The sequence below is a fragment of the Mucilaginibacter defluvii genome (genome assembly GCF_039543225.1).
Lineage (GTDB): Bacteria > Bacteroidota > Bacteroidia > Sphingobacteriales > Sphingobacteriaceae > Mucilaginibacter > Mucilaginibacter defluvii.
Window position 1 is genome coordinate 2,007,525 of sequence record NZ_BAABJI010000002.1, and the last position, 16,734, is coordinate 2,024,258.

A 16,734-nucleotide genomic window follows, 5' to 3' on the forward strand; every position below is an offset into this window, starting at 1 on the left:
AAATATATACAATTACTATCTTATATAATTTCCTATTTAATCAGGCGCAAGCCATATTTTAGGGTTCACCGGAGTTTGGCCTTTGTATAAATCGAAGTGCAATACCGTTTCGCCGGTAGCACCATCTGTGGCTACAACCCCAACAGCTTGCTTAGTGCTTACCTTTTGACCCTTCGCCACGCTTACAGAGCGTAAATTAGAATATGCCGTAAAATACTCACCGTGCCTAATAATAACTACATAAGTTCCGCTTATGTTACCTACTGTAGTTACTTCACCACTAAACACCGCTCTTGCCGCAGCGCCGCCGGCAGTGCGTATCTCCAAACCGGTGTTCTCGGTTTTAATGCCTTCTATATAATACGTACCAAAGCCCTGTGTTATTGTGCCGTTGGCTACAGGCCATGGCAAACTTCCGCGGTTACCTAAAAAGTCGTTTGAAAGGCGGGCCGCTTCCGGTGTGGAGTTCAACACCTCACTATTGCTGGAGCTTTTGGTAATTTCTTTAGGCTTATTGGCTGCAACAGGCGCGGGTTTATTATCCCTTTCGGCTGCCGCTGCACGGGCACGCTCTGCCGCGGCGCGTTCGCGGGCTTCAGCTTCGGCCTTACGCCTTGCCTCCGCAATTTCCCGGCGAATGGCCGACGATATCTGCCTGTTTATCGCGCTGATCTGCTTGCTCTTGGTACGCTGCTGCTGTTTAAGGTAACCTTGCTGCTTTGATAATTTACTTACTACTACAGCCTGATCTGAGCGCTGCTTGTCCAGGTTTTGCTTTTCCCTTTCCTGATCCTGCAGCAACGTGCGTTTTTCTTTTTTGGTACGGTCAAGCTCATTGATCTTGATGCCCAGATCCTTTTGCGTGCCTTGTATTGACTCGGCCTGCCTTTGGCGATAGTTACCAAATTGCTGTAAATATTTAAGCCGTTTATAAGCCTGGTTAAAATCATTAGCGGCAAAAACAAACATCAGTTTGTTGTAGGCGCTTTTATTATGATAAGCAAACAGCACCATGCCGGCGTAATCCTTTTTCAGCTGATCCAGCTGGCCTTGCAGGGTATGTACGGTGTTTGTGTTTTCTGATATCTGGTTATCCAGGTTGCGCACCTCACTGTTGATCGTTTTGATCTTATCCTCGCGCAGGTTTATTTGTGCCCTCAGGATGTTCAGTTGCTTAATGGAAACGCTTTTATCCTTCCTTACCTTATCATATTCGCGGTTTAGCTCGGCAAGCTCGTCATTAAGCTTTTCTTTGCGTCGCTTTAGTTCGGCACTGCTTTGCGCAAACGAATTTACCGCTACACAGGTACTGATAAAGATTAATAATAGTCTGAATAATTTCATTAAGCTTATTTAAAGGATCAATCGGCAGCGGGCGAATACTTGTCAGGAATGCTGAAAGGATAATCGAGCTGCTGGTCAAACTCAACTTTATTGTAACGCAAATTAACCTGTATTTTTTGTTTTTTCACAACAGATGCGATATCAATTTGCGATGGCACCACTTTATTATCGGCTGTTTGGATGAAAACGTTGTTGGTTACCTGTAACGATTGCTGCAATTGCTCATTAGCCAAACTGGTTTGCGTTACCCGCATATCAGACCCTAAAACAAGCTTATACACCAACTCACCCAGTTTGCCCGATCCGGTTATGTTATTTGCCGAAGGTTCAAATGTAATATCTTCATTAAGGAGTTTTGGTATGGCATTACCCACCAGCAGTGATTGCAGCGTAGTATAATCAATTTGCCTGCTGGCAAACTTATGTATGTAGCTGAACGGCTTTTTCAGATACACGCCCTGAAACTTGTTCAGCACCTGTATACTATCAGGCGTTATCAATGCACGGGCAACCTCAACGCCTAACAGCGCGGTTACCGATACCCATATCTTTTTATCGCGATTGATGCGGATGTTGAGGGTTACATCCTGATTGTTACCGTTAATGTTCAGCTGCGTTTTGGCCTTGGCCGAAAAGGTATTGAAGGTAAGCTGCCTTGAACGGATGGCAGCCAGCCTTGTTTCTACATCACTCGCGGGTTTCACCGTTGCTGTTGCATTACGGTTTACCACCACCTGCTTTTTAGACTTACAGCTTGCAAAAACCAGCAAACCAAAGGCTACTACTAATATTTTATTCCACGTATTTTTTTTCATTGATCTTTCGCTCTAACACTGCCGATCTGCTGCCATTCTGTTTCGCTTTTTTCCAGTTTTGCACAGCAGCTTCGGTATCGCCTAAATAAAACATTATATCGCCATAATGTTCTGTTTGTGCCGCACTATTATTTTTATCGTGCACCAGCGCCTTCTCTATCCACACCTTTGCCTCGGCATACTTTTTTTGTTTAAACAGTATCCAGGCATAAGTATCTTCAAACGAGGCGGTATTGGGTTGCAACTCGTTGGCACGCCTGGCCATTTGAGCGGCCTTATCCAACTGTTCTCCTCTTAACGATAAATAGTACGCATAATTGTTCAGCGTGTACGCATTATCCGGGTTATAGGTGAGCGATTTGGTATATGCGTCATCCGATGCTTTACTGTTTTTTAATTCGTGAAAGCAATCGCCCAAAACAGAATATACATAAGCAGCCAGGTTATTATCGTCCGTATTAAGCGCGGCGGCATTTTTTAAATAACTTAACGCTTTAGAGTAATTCTGCTTTTGATAATAAGCCGAGCCCAGCAGGTAATTCATCCAGGCTTGGTTAGGGAAGTAGCTCATGGCCTCTTCGCCGTCGCGTATGGCATCATCTAACTTATTTTCTGATAGCTCGATACGCACCAACTGTTCAAACGCGGCATAATTATCCTTACTTAATTGGATAGCCTTGCGAAATAATGGCTTGGCATCGGCGTATTTTTCGTTCTGCACCAGCATATCGGCATAAAGCGCTTGGGCCTTGGCATCGTCAGGATGGGTATTGGCCAATATGCGGCTCAATTCGAGGGCGCTGGCACGGGCGGCAGGTTCCTGCAGCTTGGGCAGATAACTCAGAATGATCTTGATCTTTTGGTTAACGTCCACATCGGCGCTGGCAAACGCAACTGATAATTGCTTAAAACTGCCGTCAATATCCTTTTTATCCCGATAAATTTCGGCCAGCGCTAAGTGCAGCATGCCATTGTTAGGGTTAACCTTGGCCGCCTGCTCCAACACCTTAAGCGCCTTATCGCTAAAACCGTTTGAATTATACAATTCAGCCTGAAGCAGGTAATAACGCAGCTCGTTAGGGTTAGCCGCTATCATGGTATCCAGTTCTGCTGTGGCCTTATCCAGCTTATTTTGCTTGAGATAGACCTTTTGGCGATTAATCAGCAGGTCATCGGTTAAACCGGTCAATCCTTCCAATTGGTTATACACTGCCAATGCGTCGTTGTATTTTTTTAACAGAAAATACGCATTGGCCTTATCAAAATAATAATCGGGCTTTTGATTAATGCGGATCAGCTCGTTATACACGTTCTCCAGTTTACCCAGGTCATTGGTTTTTTGATAGCTATCAGCCAAGGCGACCCAGTACCATTCGTTTTCGCGGTTAACGGTAACGGCGCGCTCCAGTAATACCTTTGCATCGCCTTCACGTTTCTGGGTTTTACGCAACGCGGCAAGCTCATACATCGCGGCATCATTCGCCGGGTCTATCTGTAAACAGCGGTTAAACAGATCTGCCGCAAGGGTAAAGTTCTCGATAGTTTTTTCGCGGATGGCTGAAAAAAAAAGCTGTTTCACCATTATACTGTCTAACGAGGTCATGGGTTTGCCCACAACCATTACCACGCCATTAGCCTTTGCCCCTTTTTTACTTTGGGCAATAGCCGCAACGGGCAACAGCAGTATGATAATAAAAAGCTTCTTCATTGATTATTGCCTAACCTATACCGGTATGCCCATAACCGCCGGTACCGCGGCTTGTTTCATTCAGCAGCTCTACTTCCTGCCATTCTACTTTTTCGTGACGGGCAACCACCATCTGGGCTATGCGCTCACCGGCGTTTACCACAAAATCCTGGTTGGACAGGTTTACCAGCAGCACCTTGATCTCGCCGCGATAATCGGCATCAACCGTACCAGGAGAGTTTACTATGCTGATGCCATACTTAAACGCCAAACCGCTGCGCGGGCGTATCTGCGCCTCAAAACCTTCGGGCAGCTCAATGTGCAAACCTGTCGGTATCAGCTGACGCTCTAATGGTTTTAATGTTACAGGCTCCTGCAGGTCGGCACGGAGGTCCATACCGGCGGCATGCAAAGTTTCGTAAGCCGGCAACGCGTTGGCCGACTTGTTAATTACTCGTACGATCATCTCTTAAATATGCTCAATAATTCTTTACGTTCAAAATAAATGGCGGTTGCGCCATAAACAATCAAAAGGGCGTTACCCACAAAAATGTTACGGCTAAATACCACGAACGACAGGTAAACAATTACCGCCGAAGTTAATATGTAAGCCAGATTTTTTTTGAGGTTATACGGGATGGGATAATTTTTTTGCCCCCATACGTAGGATAACACAGCCATCAGCGTATAGGCCAGTAACGATATCCATGCTGAGGCCATGTAGCTGTATGATGGAATGAAGATCACATTTAAAACTATGGTTACAATAGCGCCTATACCTGATATGTACAAGCCGTATTTAGTTTGGTCAGACAGTTTATACCATACGGAAAGGTTCATGTAGATACCCAAACTCAGGTAACCAAACAATAGTATGGGTACTACCCGCAGGCCCGACCAGTACAGATCGCGCTGCACAATGCCTTTCGCCTTAATAAAATACTTAAGTAGTTCAATATTAGCTATAATGCCGATAAAGATGATACAAATAGCGATCACAAAATAATTCATGATGCGGGCGTATATCTGCCCCGAATTTTTGTTTTTAGCGCTGCTGAAAAAGAAAGGCTCCGCCCCCAGCCTGAACGCCTGGATAAAGATGTTCAGGAACACTGATATTTTAGCACATGCCGTGTAAATACCCACCTGTTCGCTGGCTGTATCAATAGGCAGCAGTTTGCCTAACAGCAACTTATCCAGATTCTCATTAATGATGAAAGAAAAGTTGGCAATTAAAACCGGCCAGCTATAGCTTAACATTTCGCCCAGCATCTGCTTATCAAAACGCAGTTTAAAATTAAGCAGCTCGGGCAGCACCATCAGCACGGTTACGCTGCTGGCTACCAGGTTTGAGATGAACACATAACCCAGCCAATGCTGCCGATACCAGCCAGCCATCCAGTTTGCGCCGGGCAAGCCGTTATCAATTATAAACGGTATGCCAAAAATCAGGAACAGGTTAAGCCCAACAAATATGAGGATGTTGGCAACCTTTATAAAGCCATACCTACCCGGCCGGCCTTCGCCGCGTATCTTGGCAAAAGGCACCACACAAATGGCATCAAGCGCCATTACGGTGATGAATAGTTTTATATAAAGCGCGTATTCAGATACCGGAGTTTTATCATCAATGGCTATCCATGCCGCCAGGTGGTTTACCCAGGGCAGTGTTACAAACAGCAACACGCCAATCATCAGCAAAATAACCCCGAAGGAGTTATCATACACACTTTGTTTTTTTTCGGGATGCTTGTTCAGATACCTGAAATAGGTCGTCTCCATGCCGAAGGCCAGCAGCGGGTTAAGCAGCGTGGTCCAGTTGTACATGGTATTTAAAATACCATAGGTACTGGTAGTGAACGTTTTTACGTATACAGGCGTTAAAAAGAACGTGAGTATGCGTGGCAGTATGGTGGTTAAACCATAAACGGCGGTTTGCCCGGCAAATTTTTTAGCAGTTGACAATGACTATGGCTTTTAATCCTGCGCCTGCGCGCCCGATTTTTTTACAACCTCAAAATTACGATAGTTTTTTAATTCACCCTCATGGGTTTCAATGGCGGTAACGGTGGCATCCTCAGGGCCTTCTTTGCACCAGTCAACAAACATATCAAGTGTAAGTGTATCCGCCTCGGCCTCAATAAAAACACTACCGTCGGGTTGGTTCTTCACAAAGCCCTTAACGCCCAACTGATCGGCCACGGCCTTGGTTGATGCCCTGTAGAAAACATGCTGCACTTTACCGCTGACGGTTATATCGAAGTGTTTTTTCATAGTGTGATGCTATACCCTCGCAAAGGTAATAACAAAGCTTTAAGTAACGGCATTACACATTGAGGAATCAAAATACAGGTTTTGGTGATATTTTGAAATCCGCTTTTCTGATAACGATAGTATTTGCCAGTAAATCGCCCAGGCGTTGATGCTTCGATGTTTTTAATATTAAGATGATCGCCACAACACCGTACGTGGACAGATCGATAATATCGCATATCCGCCTTTTGAGGGCGGTTGAGAATGATATGGGGCGACCGTTGGCACACACCACTTTCAGTTTCATAAAATCATGCCCCGGAGTAGCGCCGCTAAGCCCTTCGGTTAGGGGGAAATATAAAAACCACATTATAATGACAGGTATAACTGCCGCGCCCGTTACCCGCAAACCACCGGAATCCGGATTTTCATTGAATGCCCAAACGTAAACGCCCGTGATAAGGGAGAAAATTACATAATCAATTAGCGTAGCGGCTATGCGTTTGGCCAGATAAGGTTTTAATGGAATTGGTTCAAGGTTCATCAGTCAAAAATACAAAAAAGCCGACCTATTTAGGCCGGCTTAGCGATTGTTATATAGCAATTGTGAAAAGGAATTAATATTTGCTCACGTTAAAGTCGGATATACCGCCTTTCATTTTGATGTACATCTTGTTTTTGGCTGATGCAAAGCCGGGCGTTTCGTAGCGGTTATCACCAACCTTGGTAAAGCCATCAATATTATTTTGAGATAGACCTGACTGCGTAATAATGCTACAAGCAGCGCCTTCGGGAACTCTAAATTTAACTTCGGAGGCGGCTGCGGAAACATCAACATTTGTAGTAGCCAGTGGCATACCTAATTTAATTTCACATGATGCCGCTCCGGCGTTGATGTCTAACTTACGTACTTTAAATTTTGACAAATCAAAATTGATCTCAGAAGCTCCGCTATTTATATTGATATCCCACACCGGCAGTGTGCTTAAACGAAAATTGGCCTGATTTGCATGATCGCTATCCCACTTAAAACCATTTCTACCTTTACCATCTCGCATTTTGAAGTTTAAAACGGCGAGAGAATCTGTTTTGCTGTTGGTAAATTCATATCGGTTTAAAAACTCTTTGGTTGAAGCGCTAAACAATTCAGCTGATGACGTGGAGTCCTCTAACTTATAAGTAGCCGCTCCACCACTTATATTCAATTGCGCTATCTTAATATCCGGCGAATAATTGTATTTAAAGTTGCTGTTACCTTCTACCTTAACAATGTCGCGACCATTATCGTCGCCGTCGTCATCATCGTCGTCGTTATCATTACGGTGCCAGCCCTTTTCGTCCAGGTTATAACGGAAGTTACGTGGTTCCCAAAAATAACGGCTGCCTGTATCGGCAAATAATATAACCGCTAAACCACCTACCAAAACAATGGCTTTTATGGCCGTTGCCATGCCCGATTTATTGTTGGCAAAAATCAGGTTAACACCTGCAATTACCAGGAATATAGGCCAAAGGCGCCAAAAGTTCATCCAGTGTATATCGGCATATCCAAAGTGTGCCAACAAATAGGCTACGCCTATTAAAACAAGCACTAAGCCTGTCATCAGTTTATCGCTTCTCATGGCTTATACAGTTGGAGGGTTATCGTTAGTATTTTGTTCAGCTTTCTTTTCCGGCTCGGCGGTGGCAGACTGCTCAGCGGCAGGCTGGTTCCAGTCCTTTTGCTCCCAAGGCTGTTTTTTAGCGCCCGACAGTATGAAGGCAACACCGGCACCTACCAGCAGCAATGGCCAAAGCACATCAAAATCAACTTCAGGTATCAGATTAAATTCATCAAGCAAAAAGGCACCGCCGATGATGATCAATATAGCGCCGGTTATAACGCCTACACTTGAGCTTTTCTTTACCGGCGGCGCGCTGCCGAATGGCTTGCCGGCATCAAAGTTTGGCATGGTAAAGTTAGGCTCAGGGGCGGTTTTAAAAGGATTAAAAGGATCCTGCGGAGGTATGTTGTAATTTACCGTCGGATCAAAAAACTCGTTCCGTTTTGGCAATACTATCCAAAGTATTACATATAACAGGCCGCCAAAGCCTTTTACCACAAAGGTGATTACAAATAACACCCTGATTATTGATACATCAACGCCGAAGTAGTCGGCTAAGCCAGCGCAAACACCGCCAATTTTTTTGCGGAGCTCATCGCGATAAAGTTTCTTTTCCATTGCTTTGTCAGTTAGTTTGTCTCTAAATCTGGCCGAAGGTTGGTTTGATGATGATCTCGTCAACGTTCGCGCCATTACTCATGTTTAATATGTTTGTAATGGCTGATGCAACGTCTTCGGGTAAAACCATCCGGTTGGTATCAACCGCTGCGCCTTTCCATGAGTCGGTATACGTTGACCCCGGAATTACTGCGGTGACCTTTACACCGTGTGGCTGCATCTCGAGCTTCATTACCTCATTAAGACCTACCAAAGCATACTTTGTTACGCTGTACACCCCCGCCTCGGGTATGGGGTGCAGCCCCGCTACCGAGCATATGTTGAAGATGTGCCCTTTACCGACAGAAACCATGCTTTTACCGAAGAAACGGTATAATTCATAGGCCGGGCGCAGGTTGGTGTCCATCTGTTTTTGGTACGATTCGTCATCATCATCAAGTATAGCGGCAGGCTTGAACATACCCACATTATTCACTAAAATATCGACGAAGCCCATGTTTTTCTCGGTGAATTCGGCAAAATTTTTCAGTTCAGCGAGAATGCTGCAATCGGCAACGGTAGTAAATACCTTTATTTGGGGGTTGACGACAAGCAATTCGGTCTTAAACGCATCCAGTTCGGCAGCGTTACGCGAGCAGATGGATACGTTGATATTTTGCTTAACCAATGCTATAGTAATGGCGCGGCCCATACCCTTGGTGCCGCCGGTAATGATGGCGTTTTTCATGACTGATTTTATATTTGCGGTTGAATAGTTTGGCTAAGATATAGCTTAAAACATTATACTTGTATCAAAGGGTTTAATACACGGAATCAATACTATTGGCCTGTTTTAACAGTTATATAAATAATCAACCTAAACTAATCATTATGATAAAGCATTTAGTCCTCTTCTGGCTGTTACTCACGCCAGTTATAATCTTTGCCAAACAAACACAATCAGACACTGCAAGGTATAAAGCACCAATTTTATGGATAGTTAATTTTAGCGATGGCCGTGAACCTGTTTTAACGAGATATTTTCTTGTGGACCGTAAGAATGAAGAATATCAATCGTTTTTGAAAGAAAGAACTGATTACAACGCGTTTGAACACCTAAATGCAAAGATTGTATCGATAATCAAACTAAAACCCGGCACACAACCATTGACGTTGAGCGACCTGTACAACAGATACAAGATACCTAAACAGTACCGAAAATTAACGGTAAGGTTTGATGACGAGATAATGGATCATCCGGAAACAATGTTAACCTCGGCTAACCAGATAAGGTCGGTAAAAATTAAAAATTCTAAAACAGGGAAATATATTGAGATCATTTCAACCAACTATGAATCAATAAAAGAAATGAGAGAGAGTTACCGAAAATGCAACAATGTAGGGCAACAATAATTTAACCTTATTTTTACCTTTATAGCATGAGTACGGATCCAAAGGTCTACGATATATGCTGCATTGGCCACATTACGCACGATAAGGTGGTTACCCCACAACAAGAGGTTTATATGCCCGGCGGTACAGCCTTTTACTTTTCGCACGCCGTAAGGCAAATGCCGGTTAGCTATAAGCTGATCACCGCCCTGGCGCAGGAGCAAATGGCTTATGCCGAAGGCTTGCAACAAGCGGGCATCGACCTTACAGCGCTGCCCAGCCGGAATACCGTTTACTTTGAGAACAGCTACGCCGAAAACTCCGATCATCGTACCCAGCGGGTGCTACAAAAGGCCGATGCTTTTACCGTGGCTGATTTAGCTGATACGAACGCCCGCTATTACCATTTAGGTCCTTTACTCGCTGACGATATGGATGGGGATATATTCAAGGCGCTATCAGCCAAAGGTACCCTTTCGCTGGATGCACAGGGTTTGCTGCGTGAGGTGGCGGGTGATAAAGTGATCGCTATAGACTGGGCGGACAAAGCAACGTTGCTACCCTATGTACACATACTAAAAGTGAATGAGCACGAGGTTGCCGTACTTACCGGCACTACCAATATACATGAAGGCGCGAAGCAATTAGCCGAAATGGGCGTTAAAGAAGTGGTGATTACCCTGGGCACACAGGGCTCCGTAATTTATGCCGACGGCAAATTTCATAATATCCCGGTTTATAAACCAATGGAGTTTAAAGATGCCACCGGTTGCGGCGATACCTATATGGCCGGCTACCTGTACAAACGCGCCAAAGGATCTACAATTGAAGAAGCCGGGCATTTTGCATCGGCAATGGCCGGGTTAAAGGCAGGTATATCCGGCGCATTTATGGGTAACGAGGCGGATATACTTGCTTTTATGAATCGGTAACCTATCCAGGAAATACCAGCACCGGAACATGCAGCGCGTTCAATGCGCCCGGGCTAAGTTGGCCCTGTAGCACTTCCCTGAAATGATACTGATGGTTGGCCAATGCCAGGAGGTCGGTTTTCATGGTATTGATAATCACATCCGTTGCTTTTTGCAGGTCGCGCTCGGTAGTGTTGCTAAATTTCAGGTTTTCGTAATTAACATACCGGCGTATGCCACTGTTAAATACATCAAGTGCATAACTTTCATCCATACGCGGCAGGCCGCTGGCTGGTAAATGCGCAATGTGTACGCTGGCGCCTTTATCCTTAGCCATATTAGCAAGGTACCGCACAATAGGCAGCTGGCAATAACGTAAATCGGCCATATAGGTTATCCGTTTAAAACCATTAAACGTATGGTATTCTGGCAACACTAACATAGGGCAGGTAATACGGCTAAGTATTTTGTGTAAACACAGGGTAGCACTATTGCCAAGGCCGCTTATTAATAATGATGACGCCCTTTGATTAACCAGTTGGGCAAGTTCCTGCTCATTTAAGCCGTGGGCATCCACCTCCTCACCATAAACATTATTTTCCGGCTCCTGCGATTCCGTCGCCTCCTCAAACCTGCCCGAAATCAACACTTTAACACCAGCCTTAACATCGGCCACGTTGGCCACTACTAAAGGCACTCCGGCAAGCCGCGAAACTTCGGCAGCCACACGCAGGGCGCGGTCACTATGGATCGAGCCATCACTTAACAATAATACTTCTTTCATATACGGTAGATGTTGTAAAAAAAACGCAAACAAAAAAAAACACGCCTCACAGGGTGCATCAACTTAAATCGGAACAGGAACTTCTAAAAATTTGTAAGGTTGATTAGCGTGTGGTGGGTTCGCCTTCTAAATATAGCAACAAGCCGTTTTTGAAATGGTTTTATGAAAAGTTAAAAAATAAGTAAAGATTAAACAGGGATTACAAATCCTATATAATTACCTAATAGGTCAGTATTATGATATATTTAATCGGCCCTCACCCCAAAACAATATATCCGCGTGGTGAAAAAGTAAAGCCCAGTTCAACCCTTCATCAAAAACCGTCAAATCATCTGATGAAGGATAATAAAAATCTTCAAAGTATTCAACAAGTACCCTGAATGGAACTATAGCTGCGGTTTCCATATCCCAAATCAAATAAACTTTTTTATCGGGTGAAATTCCCTTGCCATACAACCATTCTTTTATAAAAACGGCATTGTCGTCTGTTATATTGGTATAATTCACTGTTTTAAAGAAGCCCGTCTTAAAGGGTTCTTCTGCGTGTAAATCAGCGTTTTTTAAAAAGTCACTTAAAAATTTAGCGCCTTGCATACTCAGCGGTTCAATCATTTTAAGGTCTCGTTCGGGAAATGGCTCGCCTTCAAAGCGCCAGTAAAGCGAGAAATCCTCTATGTTGATAATTGAATGATGTATATTGTTAAAATCCGTTTCCATAGTTGATGCCTTATTGTTGATACCTGTATTCCTGGTAAGTTTACGTATATCGGTATAATTTATAAGCGCGCAAAACAATTTTTACATTCTTCAGCTTTAATACATAATTTTAGTACAACTGCATAAATCCCGCCGCCATAAATGGGTTATCAAAACAGTTTGCTATTAAAAATGTACTTTTAACCCGATTTATCCGAGATACTAATGTTTACCAGTTTAGGCAGATATATACTTCTACTCCGATTAAGTTTTAGAAAGCCCGAAAAGTTCAGTGTGTACTGGGCCGAGATCATGCGCGAAATGGTTTCCATAGGCCTTGGTTCACTGGGCATCATCAGCGTAATATCATTATTTATTGGTGCCGTTGCGGTTATACAGGTAGCTTTTCAGCTAACCAGTCCGCTGGTGCCGGCAACCATAGCGGGCAGCATCTCGCGCGATTCAACCATCCTTGAGTTCAGCCCAACCATATCAGCATTGGTGTTGGCCGGTCGTGTAGGTTCAAGCATCGCCTCACAGATTGGCACCATGCGCGTTACCGAACAAATTGACGCCCTTGAAATTATGGGCGTGAACGCGCCGGGCTACTTGATATCCCCTAAAATATTTGCGGGAATTACCATGGTGCCCATGCTCAATATATTATCAATATGCCTTGGCCTGGCCGGTGGTTACATTGCTTGCGCCGCATCGGGCGACATTGCGCCTGCCGACTACGTTTTGGGCTTGCGCGATGGCTTTTTACCCATCACCTTACAGGCATCGCTGGTAAAATCATTCACCTTTGGTTTCATCATTACTTCAGTTTGCGCGTATCAGGGCTTTTATACCTCGGGCGGCGCTTTAGAAGTTGGACAATCGGCTACGCAGGGCGTAGTTTGGAGCTGTATTATGATACTTTTTGCTGACCTTATTATATCCCGCGTAATGTTATGATCGAGATAAAGGATATTTTTAAAACATTCGGCGACAACGAGGTACTTAAAGGCATCAGCGCTAAATTTTTACCGGGCAAAAATAATCTGATCATAGGTGGTTCAGGCTCCGGTAAAACTACCCTGCTTAAATGTATTGTTGGTTTGCACGAGCCAACCAAAGGCCAGGTGTTTTTTAACGAACAGAATTTTACCGAAATGAGTTTTGAGGAGCGTGTGCCGATACGTACCGAAATAGGTATGCTTTTCCAGAACTCAGCTTTGTTTGATAGTATGACGGTTGAAGAGAACATCATGTTCCCGCTTAACCTGTTCACCAATAAATCAAAAAGCGAGAAGCTTGACCGCGCCAACTTCTGTCTGGAAAGGGTAAATCTGAAAGGCAAGAATAAGTTGTACCCTGCCGAGCTTTCGGGCGGTATGAAAAAGCGTGTGGGTATTGCACGTGCAATATCCATGCAACCTAAATATTTGTTTGTGGATGAGCCTAACTCCGGTCTCGACCCAAAAACGTCCATCCTGATTGATGAACTTATTGCGGAACTAACCCAAGAATATGAAATCACTACCGTAGTGGTAACGCACGATATGAACTCCGTGATGGGTATTGGTGATCACATCCTGTTTCTGCACCAGGGGCAAAAATGGTGGGAAGGGTCAAACAAAGAAATTGCCCATACGGATAATCAGGAACTAAACGACTTTGTGTTCGCCAGCAAATTTATGGAAGCGGCAAAAGAGAAGTTGTAAGTTTAGTGAGCGGTGATTGGTGAATAGTTATCAATTATTTTAACTAACACGCTACCGTGCCTAATCAATTAACTATTCATTACCTTTGCAGGCTAAAGTTAATATTGATCTTTGATCACAAATTTCTAATCGCTAATAATGATCCAACTACTTACGCCTACGCACTGGAAAGATTACGAACTGATTGATTGCGGCGACTTTGAGAAGCTGGAGCGCTTTGGCGAACTGATACTGATACGCCCCGAACCGCAGGCGGTATGGGATAAGGCATTGCCCGAAAGCGAATGGCAAAAACGCCACCATATTAAATTCAAAGGCCGCTCGGCAACCACCGGTGAGTGGGTAAAAAAAAATACAAAAACGCCCGACCGCTGGCATATTGAATATAAAAACCCTGACGCGGCTATTAAATTCCGCCTCGGGTTAACGTCTTTTAAACACGTAGGTATATTCCCGGAGCAAGCCGTTAACTGGGATTACATCAGCAGCAATGTTAAAAAGTTTAAAACGCCTAATCCGAAGGTGCTTAACCTGTTTGCATATACCGGTGGCGCGTCGCTTATTGCCAATGCCGCGGGGGCAGAAACCACGCACGTTGACTCGATTAAACAGGTAGTTACCTGGGCGAACGAGAACCAGGAAATATCAGGCCTGAACAATATACGCTGGGTAGTTGAGGACGCATTAAAGTTTGTAAAGCGCGAACTTAAGCGCGGCAAAAAATATAATGGCATTATTCTCGACCCACCGGCATACGGCCATGGCCCAAACGGCGAGAAATGGAAACTGGAAGACCATATTAAAGAGATGATGCGTGATGTAGTGCAACTGCTCGACCCGGAAGAACACTTCCTGATACTGAACACCTATTCATTGGGTTTTTCATCGGTAATTATTGAAAATCTGGTTAAAAGCGCTTATCCGCAGGTGGAGAACTTTGAAACAGGCGAGCTGTACCTTCAGGCCACCGCCGGTCCGAAACTGCCGCTTGGCGTATTTGGCAAGTTTTGTAAAATAAAAGCTTAACAGGTAAACCATTCCATTATATTTACAACTTAATTGAACTATAAAACTGCCTTTAAATCTGCCATGAGAACAAAGCACATCTTCCTGTTATTGTTATGCTGTTTATCAACTTTAACTTTATTATCTAACTGCACCGGTAACGGCAAATCGGCTTCAAAAACCTCGCTGACAGCCGCCAAAGGCGAAAACGAGGATGGCGATACCACCAAGAAATCGACCTACCCACCGCTGGATACCGCCCTGTACGATTCGCTTAACGTACGCCTGGCTAACGGCGATACCAATGGTTACTGGCCGGTAAAAAAGGCTGCTTATCCCCTGCCCGGAGCTGTATTGCCGTTTAAGCGCGTAGTTGCTTTTTACGGAAACCTGTTCTCTAAAAAAATGGGCATTCTGGGCGAGCTGCCTGCCGACCAAATGCTGGCCAAACTAAAAACCGAAGTAAAGAACTGGGAAAAAGCCGACCCCAAAACACCGGTTGTACCTGCCTTACACTACATAGCTGTAGTAGCGCAAGGTGACGGCGGCAAGGATGGCAAATACCGTTACCGTATGCCATTTAAACAGATTGACACGGTACTTTATCTGGCGAAGAAGATAGACGCGCTGGTATTTTTAGATGTACAGGTAGCACTAAGCGATATCAAGATAGAACTGCCCTTGCTGGAGAAATACCTGGCCATGCCTAACGTACACTTTGGTATGGACCCTGAATTCTCTATGAAGGATGGCAGCAAACCGGGCAAACGCATTGGCACTTATGATGCGGCGGACATCAACTATGTGAGCAATTACTTGGCTGATTTGGTTAAAAAGAATAACCTGCCGCCTAAGATATTAGTGATACACCGCTTTACCCGTAAAATGGTTACCAACACTAAAGATATTAAAACCCGCCCTGAGGTACAAGTGGTGATGGATATGGATGGCTGGGGCGAACCATCGCTTAAACTGGGCACCTACCGCCACTGGATATACCCGGAGCCGGTACAGTTTACAGGCTTTAAGCTGTTTTACAAAAACGACATCAAAAAGGAGCCTAAGCGTATGCTTACCCCTGCTGAACTTATGAAATATAAACCGATACCGATTTACATTCAATATCAGTAAGAACAAAAATGCCGCTCCAATCAAGCGGCATTTTTTGTTTTAAAGTCAAATTATACTCTGAAAAATAAAGCTTTAAACTGCAATTAATTTGGCTATATTGTAAGCATTATTTAATCCTTATCACTGATATGAAAAAAATCTGCTCTTTGCTGGCCGTAGTGCTTATCGCGGCATCATCATGTAAAAAAGATCCGGTAGCCGGCTTTTCAACTGAAAGAACAAGCTTCTATTTAACGGAATCGGTAACGTTTAACAACACCTCGAAAAACGGCGGCAGCTATTCCTGGGATTTTGGTGACGGCTCAACATCAACAGAGGCTAATCCTACGCACGCATACACTAAAGCCGGTAACTATACGGTAAAGCTCACTGCGGGCAGCTCGGTAAGTACACATGCTATTAAGGTAGGTAACGGCACCTCAAGTTATGTTGTAAAAAACAATACTTCACTTGCCTTTGAAGCGGTGTCCTACTACGTTAACGCTAATAATGAATTGCTTGACTTTGTAGAACATGGCCCACTAGCTATTTCCAGCAGTTCTGATACGGTTTACACTTCACGCAACACCATCCATCTGGGTGGTGCGGTTAATAATCGGATATTCATTGTTATAAACGGGTACAATATCAATAAATTTAAACACAACGACCTGACAATTAATAACGAAACACAGGTATATTTTGGTGACGAGCAGGGCACGAACGGAAAATCAAACCCGGGCGTAACGCAAACCGCTAACCATTACAGAAGCATTTTAAAAACAAAAGCAGGGAGCAGGCCAATGATCTATCTCAAGCCAGCGAGATAA

The 16,734-nt window shown here is 44.2% G+C and carries 19 protein-coding genes; 7 read left to right on the top strand and 12 right to left on the bottom strand.

What is annotated here, in order from left to right; translation table 11 throughout:
• Nucleotides 1-36: 36 nt before the first annotated feature.
• The 10 genes from ABD960_RS15150 to ABD960_RS15195 form a co-directional block, all read right to left on the bottom strand.
• A complete protein-coding gene (locus ABD960_RS15150; protein ID WP_345331996.1) occupies nucleotides 37-1,344 on the bottom strand; it encodes a murein hydrolase activator EnvC family protein in 1,308 nt (435 codons plus the stop codon).
• Between the two features lie 17 nt (nucleotides 1,345-1,361).
• Nucleotides 1,362-2,159 (bottom strand): lipoprotein insertase outer membrane protein LolB1, encoded by a 798-nt coding sequence (lolB1, locus tag ABD960_RS15155; protein WP_345331998.1) that lies wholly within the window; start codon nucleotides 2,157-2,159, stop codon nucleotides 1,362-1,364.
• A complete protein-coding gene (locus tag ABD960_RS15160; protein WP_345332000.1) occupies nucleotides 2,137-3,867 on the bottom strand; it encodes a tetratricopeptide repeat protein in 1,731 nt (576 codons plus the stop codon). Before ABD960_RS15160 ends, lolB1 begins: the two co-directional genes overlap by 23 nt.
• Before the next feature lie 10 nt (nucleotides 3,868-3,877).
• Nucleotides 3,878-4,312: a dUTP diphosphatase gene (gene dut, locus ABD960_RS15165; RefSeq protein ID WP_345332002.1), complete on the bottom strand. Its 435-nt coding sequence runs from the start codon at nucleotides 4,310-4,312 to the stop codon at nucleotides 3,878-3,880.
• Nucleotides 4,309-5,811, bottom strand: a complete 1,503-nt coding sequence (locus ABD960_RS15170; RefSeq protein ID WP_345332004.1) for a lipopolysaccharide biosynthesis protein — start codon at nucleotides 5,809-5,811, stop codon at nucleotides 4,309-4,311. Before ABD960_RS15170 ends, dut begins: the two co-directional genes overlap by 4 nt.
• A 12-nt stretch (nucleotides 5,812-5,823) precedes the next feature.
• Complete coding sequence (locus ABD960_RS15175) at nucleotides 5,824-6,120, bottom strand: acylphosphatase (RefSeq protein ID WP_345332006.1); 297 nt, start codon at nucleotides 6,118-6,120, stop codon at nucleotides 5,824-5,826.
• A gap of 67 nt (nucleotides 6,121-6,187) precedes the next feature.
• Entirely contained in the window at nucleotides 6,188-6,643 is a 456-nt protein-coding gene (locus ABD960_RS15180; RefSeq protein WP_345332008.1) for an RDD family protein, read from the bottom strand.
• Between the two features lie 73 nt (nucleotides 6,644-6,716).
• Nucleotides 6,717-7,721 (bottom strand): LiaF transmembrane domain-containing protein, encoded by a 1,005-nt coding sequence (locus tag ABD960_RS15185; RefSeq protein WP_345332010.1) that lies wholly within the window; start codon nucleotides 7,719-7,721, stop codon nucleotides 6,717-6,719.
• 3 nt (nucleotides 7,722-7,724) lie between these two features.
• A complete protein-coding gene (locus ABD960_RS15190; RefSeq protein WP_345332012.1) occupies nucleotides 7,725-8,321 on the bottom strand; it encodes a PspC domain-containing protein in 597 nt (198 codons plus the stop codon).
• 22 nt (nucleotides 8,322-8,343) lie between these two features.
• Nucleotides 8,344-9,048 carry an SDR family oxidoreductase gene (locus ABD960_RS15195; RefSeq protein WP_345332014.1) on the bottom strand — a complete coding sequence of 235 codons (705 nt, stop codon included), beginning with the start codon at nucleotides 9,046-9,048 and terminating at the stop codon, nucleotides 8,344-8,346.
• Between the two features lie 143 nt (nucleotides 9,049-9,191).
• Between ABD960_RS15195 and ABD960_RS15200 the strand changes: the two genes are divergently transcribed.
• Together ABD960_RS15200 and ABD960_RS15205 are read left to right on the top strand one after the other, a co-directional pair.
• Nucleotides 9,192-9,713 (top strand): hypothetical protein, encoded by a 522-nt coding sequence (locus ABD960_RS15200; protein ID WP_345332016.1) that lies wholly within the window; start codon nucleotides 9,192-9,194, stop codon nucleotides 9,711-9,713.
• A 26-nt stretch (nucleotides 9,714-9,739) separates the two neighbouring features.
• Nucleotides 9,740-10,624 (top strand): PfkB family carbohydrate kinase, encoded by an 885-nt coding sequence (locus ABD960_RS15205; RefSeq protein ID WP_345332018.1) that lies wholly within the window; start codon nucleotides 9,740-9,742, stop codon nucleotides 10,622-10,624.
• A gap of 1 nt (nucleotide 10,625) precedes the next feature.
• Here ABD960_RS15205 and ABD960_RS15210 read toward each other — a convergent pair whose 3' ends face one another.
• Entirely contained in the window at nucleotides 10,626-11,387 is a 762-nt protein-coding gene (locus tag ABD960_RS15210; RefSeq protein WP_345332020.1) for a universal stress protein, read from the bottom strand.
• Between the two features lie 234 nt (nucleotides 11,388-11,621).
• Entirely contained in the window at nucleotides 11,622-12,104 is a 483-nt protein-coding gene (locus ABD960_RS15215) for a hypothetical protein (protein WP_345332022.1), read from the bottom strand.
• A gap of 204 nt (nucleotides 12,105-12,308) precedes the next feature.
• Between ABD960_RS15215 and ABD960_RS15220 the strand changes: the two genes are divergently transcribed.
• The 5 genes from ABD960_RS15220 (at nucleotide 12,309) to ABD960_RS15240 (ending at nucleotide 16,734) form a co-directional block, all read left to right on the top strand.
• Nucleotides 12,309-13,040 carry an MlaE family ABC transporter permease gene (locus ABD960_RS15220; protein ID WP_345332024.1) on the top strand — a complete coding sequence of 244 codons (732 nt, stop codon included), beginning with the start codon at nucleotides 12,309-12,311 and terminating at the stop codon, nucleotides 13,038-13,040.
• Complete coding sequence (locus tag ABD960_RS15225) at nucleotides 13,037-13,789, top strand: ABC transporter ATP-binding protein (RefSeq protein WP_345332026.1); 753 nt, start codon at nucleotides 13,037-13,039, stop codon at nucleotides 13,787-13,789. The genes ABD960_RS15220 and ABD960_RS15225 overlap by 4 nt, the downstream gene beginning before the upstream one ends.
• A 138-nt stretch (nucleotides 13,790-13,927) precedes the next feature.
• A complete protein-coding gene (locus ABD960_RS15230; protein WP_345332028.1) occupies nucleotides 13,928-14,815 on the top strand; it encodes a class I SAM-dependent methyltransferase in 888 nt (295 codons plus the stop codon).
• 63 nt (nucleotides 14,816-14,878) lie between these two features.
• The gene (locus tag ABD960_RS15235; protein WP_345332030.1) at nucleotides 14,879-15,925 is read left to right on the top strand and encodes a hypothetical protein; all 1,047 of its coding nucleotides are present in this window, start codon (nucleotides 14,879-14,881) and stop codon (nucleotides 15,923-15,925) included.
• A gap of 128 nt (nucleotides 15,926-16,053) precedes the next feature.
• Nucleotides 16,054-16,734, top strand: a complete 681-nt coding sequence (locus ABD960_RS15240) for a PKD domain-containing protein (protein WP_345332032.1) — start codon at nucleotides 16,054-16,056, stop codon at nucleotides 16,732-16,734.

What these genes read in the sequence shown, in the direction of transcription:
- ABD960_RS15230 (WP_345332028.1), top strand. Translation starts at nt 13,928, where the DNA reads ATGATCCAACTACTTACGCCTACGCACTGGAAAGATTACGAACTGATT.
- ABD960_RS15210 (WP_345332020.1), bottom strand. Translation starts at nt 11,387, where the DNA reads ATGAAAGAAGTATTATTGTTAAGTGATGGCTCGATCCATAGTGACCGC.
- ABD960_RS15240 (WP_345332032.1), top strand. Translation starts at nt 16,054, where the DNA reads ATGAAAAAAATCTGCTCTTTGCTGGCCGTAGTGCTTATCGCGGCATCA.
- ABD960_RS15190 (WP_345332012.1), bottom strand. Translation starts at nt 8,321, where the DNA reads ATGGAAAAGAAACTTTATCGCGATGAGCTCCGCAAAAAAATTGGCGGT.
- ABD960_RS15215 (WP_345332022.1), bottom strand. Translation starts at nt 12,104, where the DNA reads ATGGAAACGGATTTTAACAATATACATCATTCAATTATCAACATAGAG.
- ABD960_RS15185 (WP_345332010.1), bottom strand. Translation starts at nt 7,721, where the DNA reads ATGAGAAGCGATAAACTGATGACAGGCTTAGTGCTTGTTTTAATAGGC.
- ABD960_RS15195 (WP_345332014.1), bottom strand. Translation starts at nt 9,048, where the DNA reads ATGAAAAACGCCATCATTACCGGCGGCACCAAGGGTATGGGCCGCGCC.
- lolB1 (WP_345331998.1), bottom strand. Translation starts at nt 2,159, where the DNA reads ATGAAAAAAAATACGTGGAATAAAATATTAGTAGTAGCCTTTGGTTTG.
- ABD960_RS15225 (WP_345332026.1), top strand. Translation starts at nt 13,037, where the DNA reads ATGATCGAGATAAAGGATATTTTTAAAACATTCGGCGACAACGAGGTA.
- ABD960_RS15180 (WP_345332008.1), bottom strand. Translation starts at nt 6,643, where the DNA reads ATGAACCTTGAACCAATTCCATTAAAACCTTATCTGGCCAAACGCATA.
- ABD960_RS15205 (WP_345332018.1), top strand. Translation starts at nt 9,740, where the DNA reads ATGAGTACGGATCCAAAGGTCTACGATATATGCTGCATTGGCCACATT.
- ABD960_RS15150 (WP_345331996.1), bottom strand. Translation starts at nt 1,344, where the DNA reads ATGAAATTATTCAGACTATTATTAATCTTTATCAGTACCTGTGTAGCG.
- ABD960_RS15200 (WP_345332016.1), top strand. Translation starts at nt 9,192, where the DNA reads ATGATAAAGCATTTAGTCCTCTTCTGGCTGTTACTCACGCCAGTTATA.
- ABD960_RS15220 (WP_345332024.1), top strand. Translation starts at nt 12,309, where the DNA reads ATGTTTACCAGTTTAGGCAGATATATACTTCTACTCCGATTAAGTTTT.
- ABD960_RS15235 (WP_345332030.1), top strand. Translation starts at nt 14,879, where the DNA reads ATGAGAACAAAGCACATCTTCCTGTTATTGTTATGCTGTTTATCAACT.
- ABD960_RS15175 (WP_345332006.1), bottom strand. Translation starts at nt 6,120, where the DNA reads ATGAAAAAACACTTCGATATAACCGTCAGCGGTAAAGTGCAGCATGTT.
- dut (WP_345332002.1), bottom strand. Translation starts at nt 4,312, where the DNA reads ATGATCGTACGAGTAATTAACAAGTCGGCCAACGCGTTGCCGGCTTAC.
- ABD960_RS15160 (WP_345332000.1), bottom strand. Translation starts at nt 3,867, where the DNA reads ATGAAGAAGCTTTTTATTATCATACTGCTGTTGCCCGTTGCGGCTATT.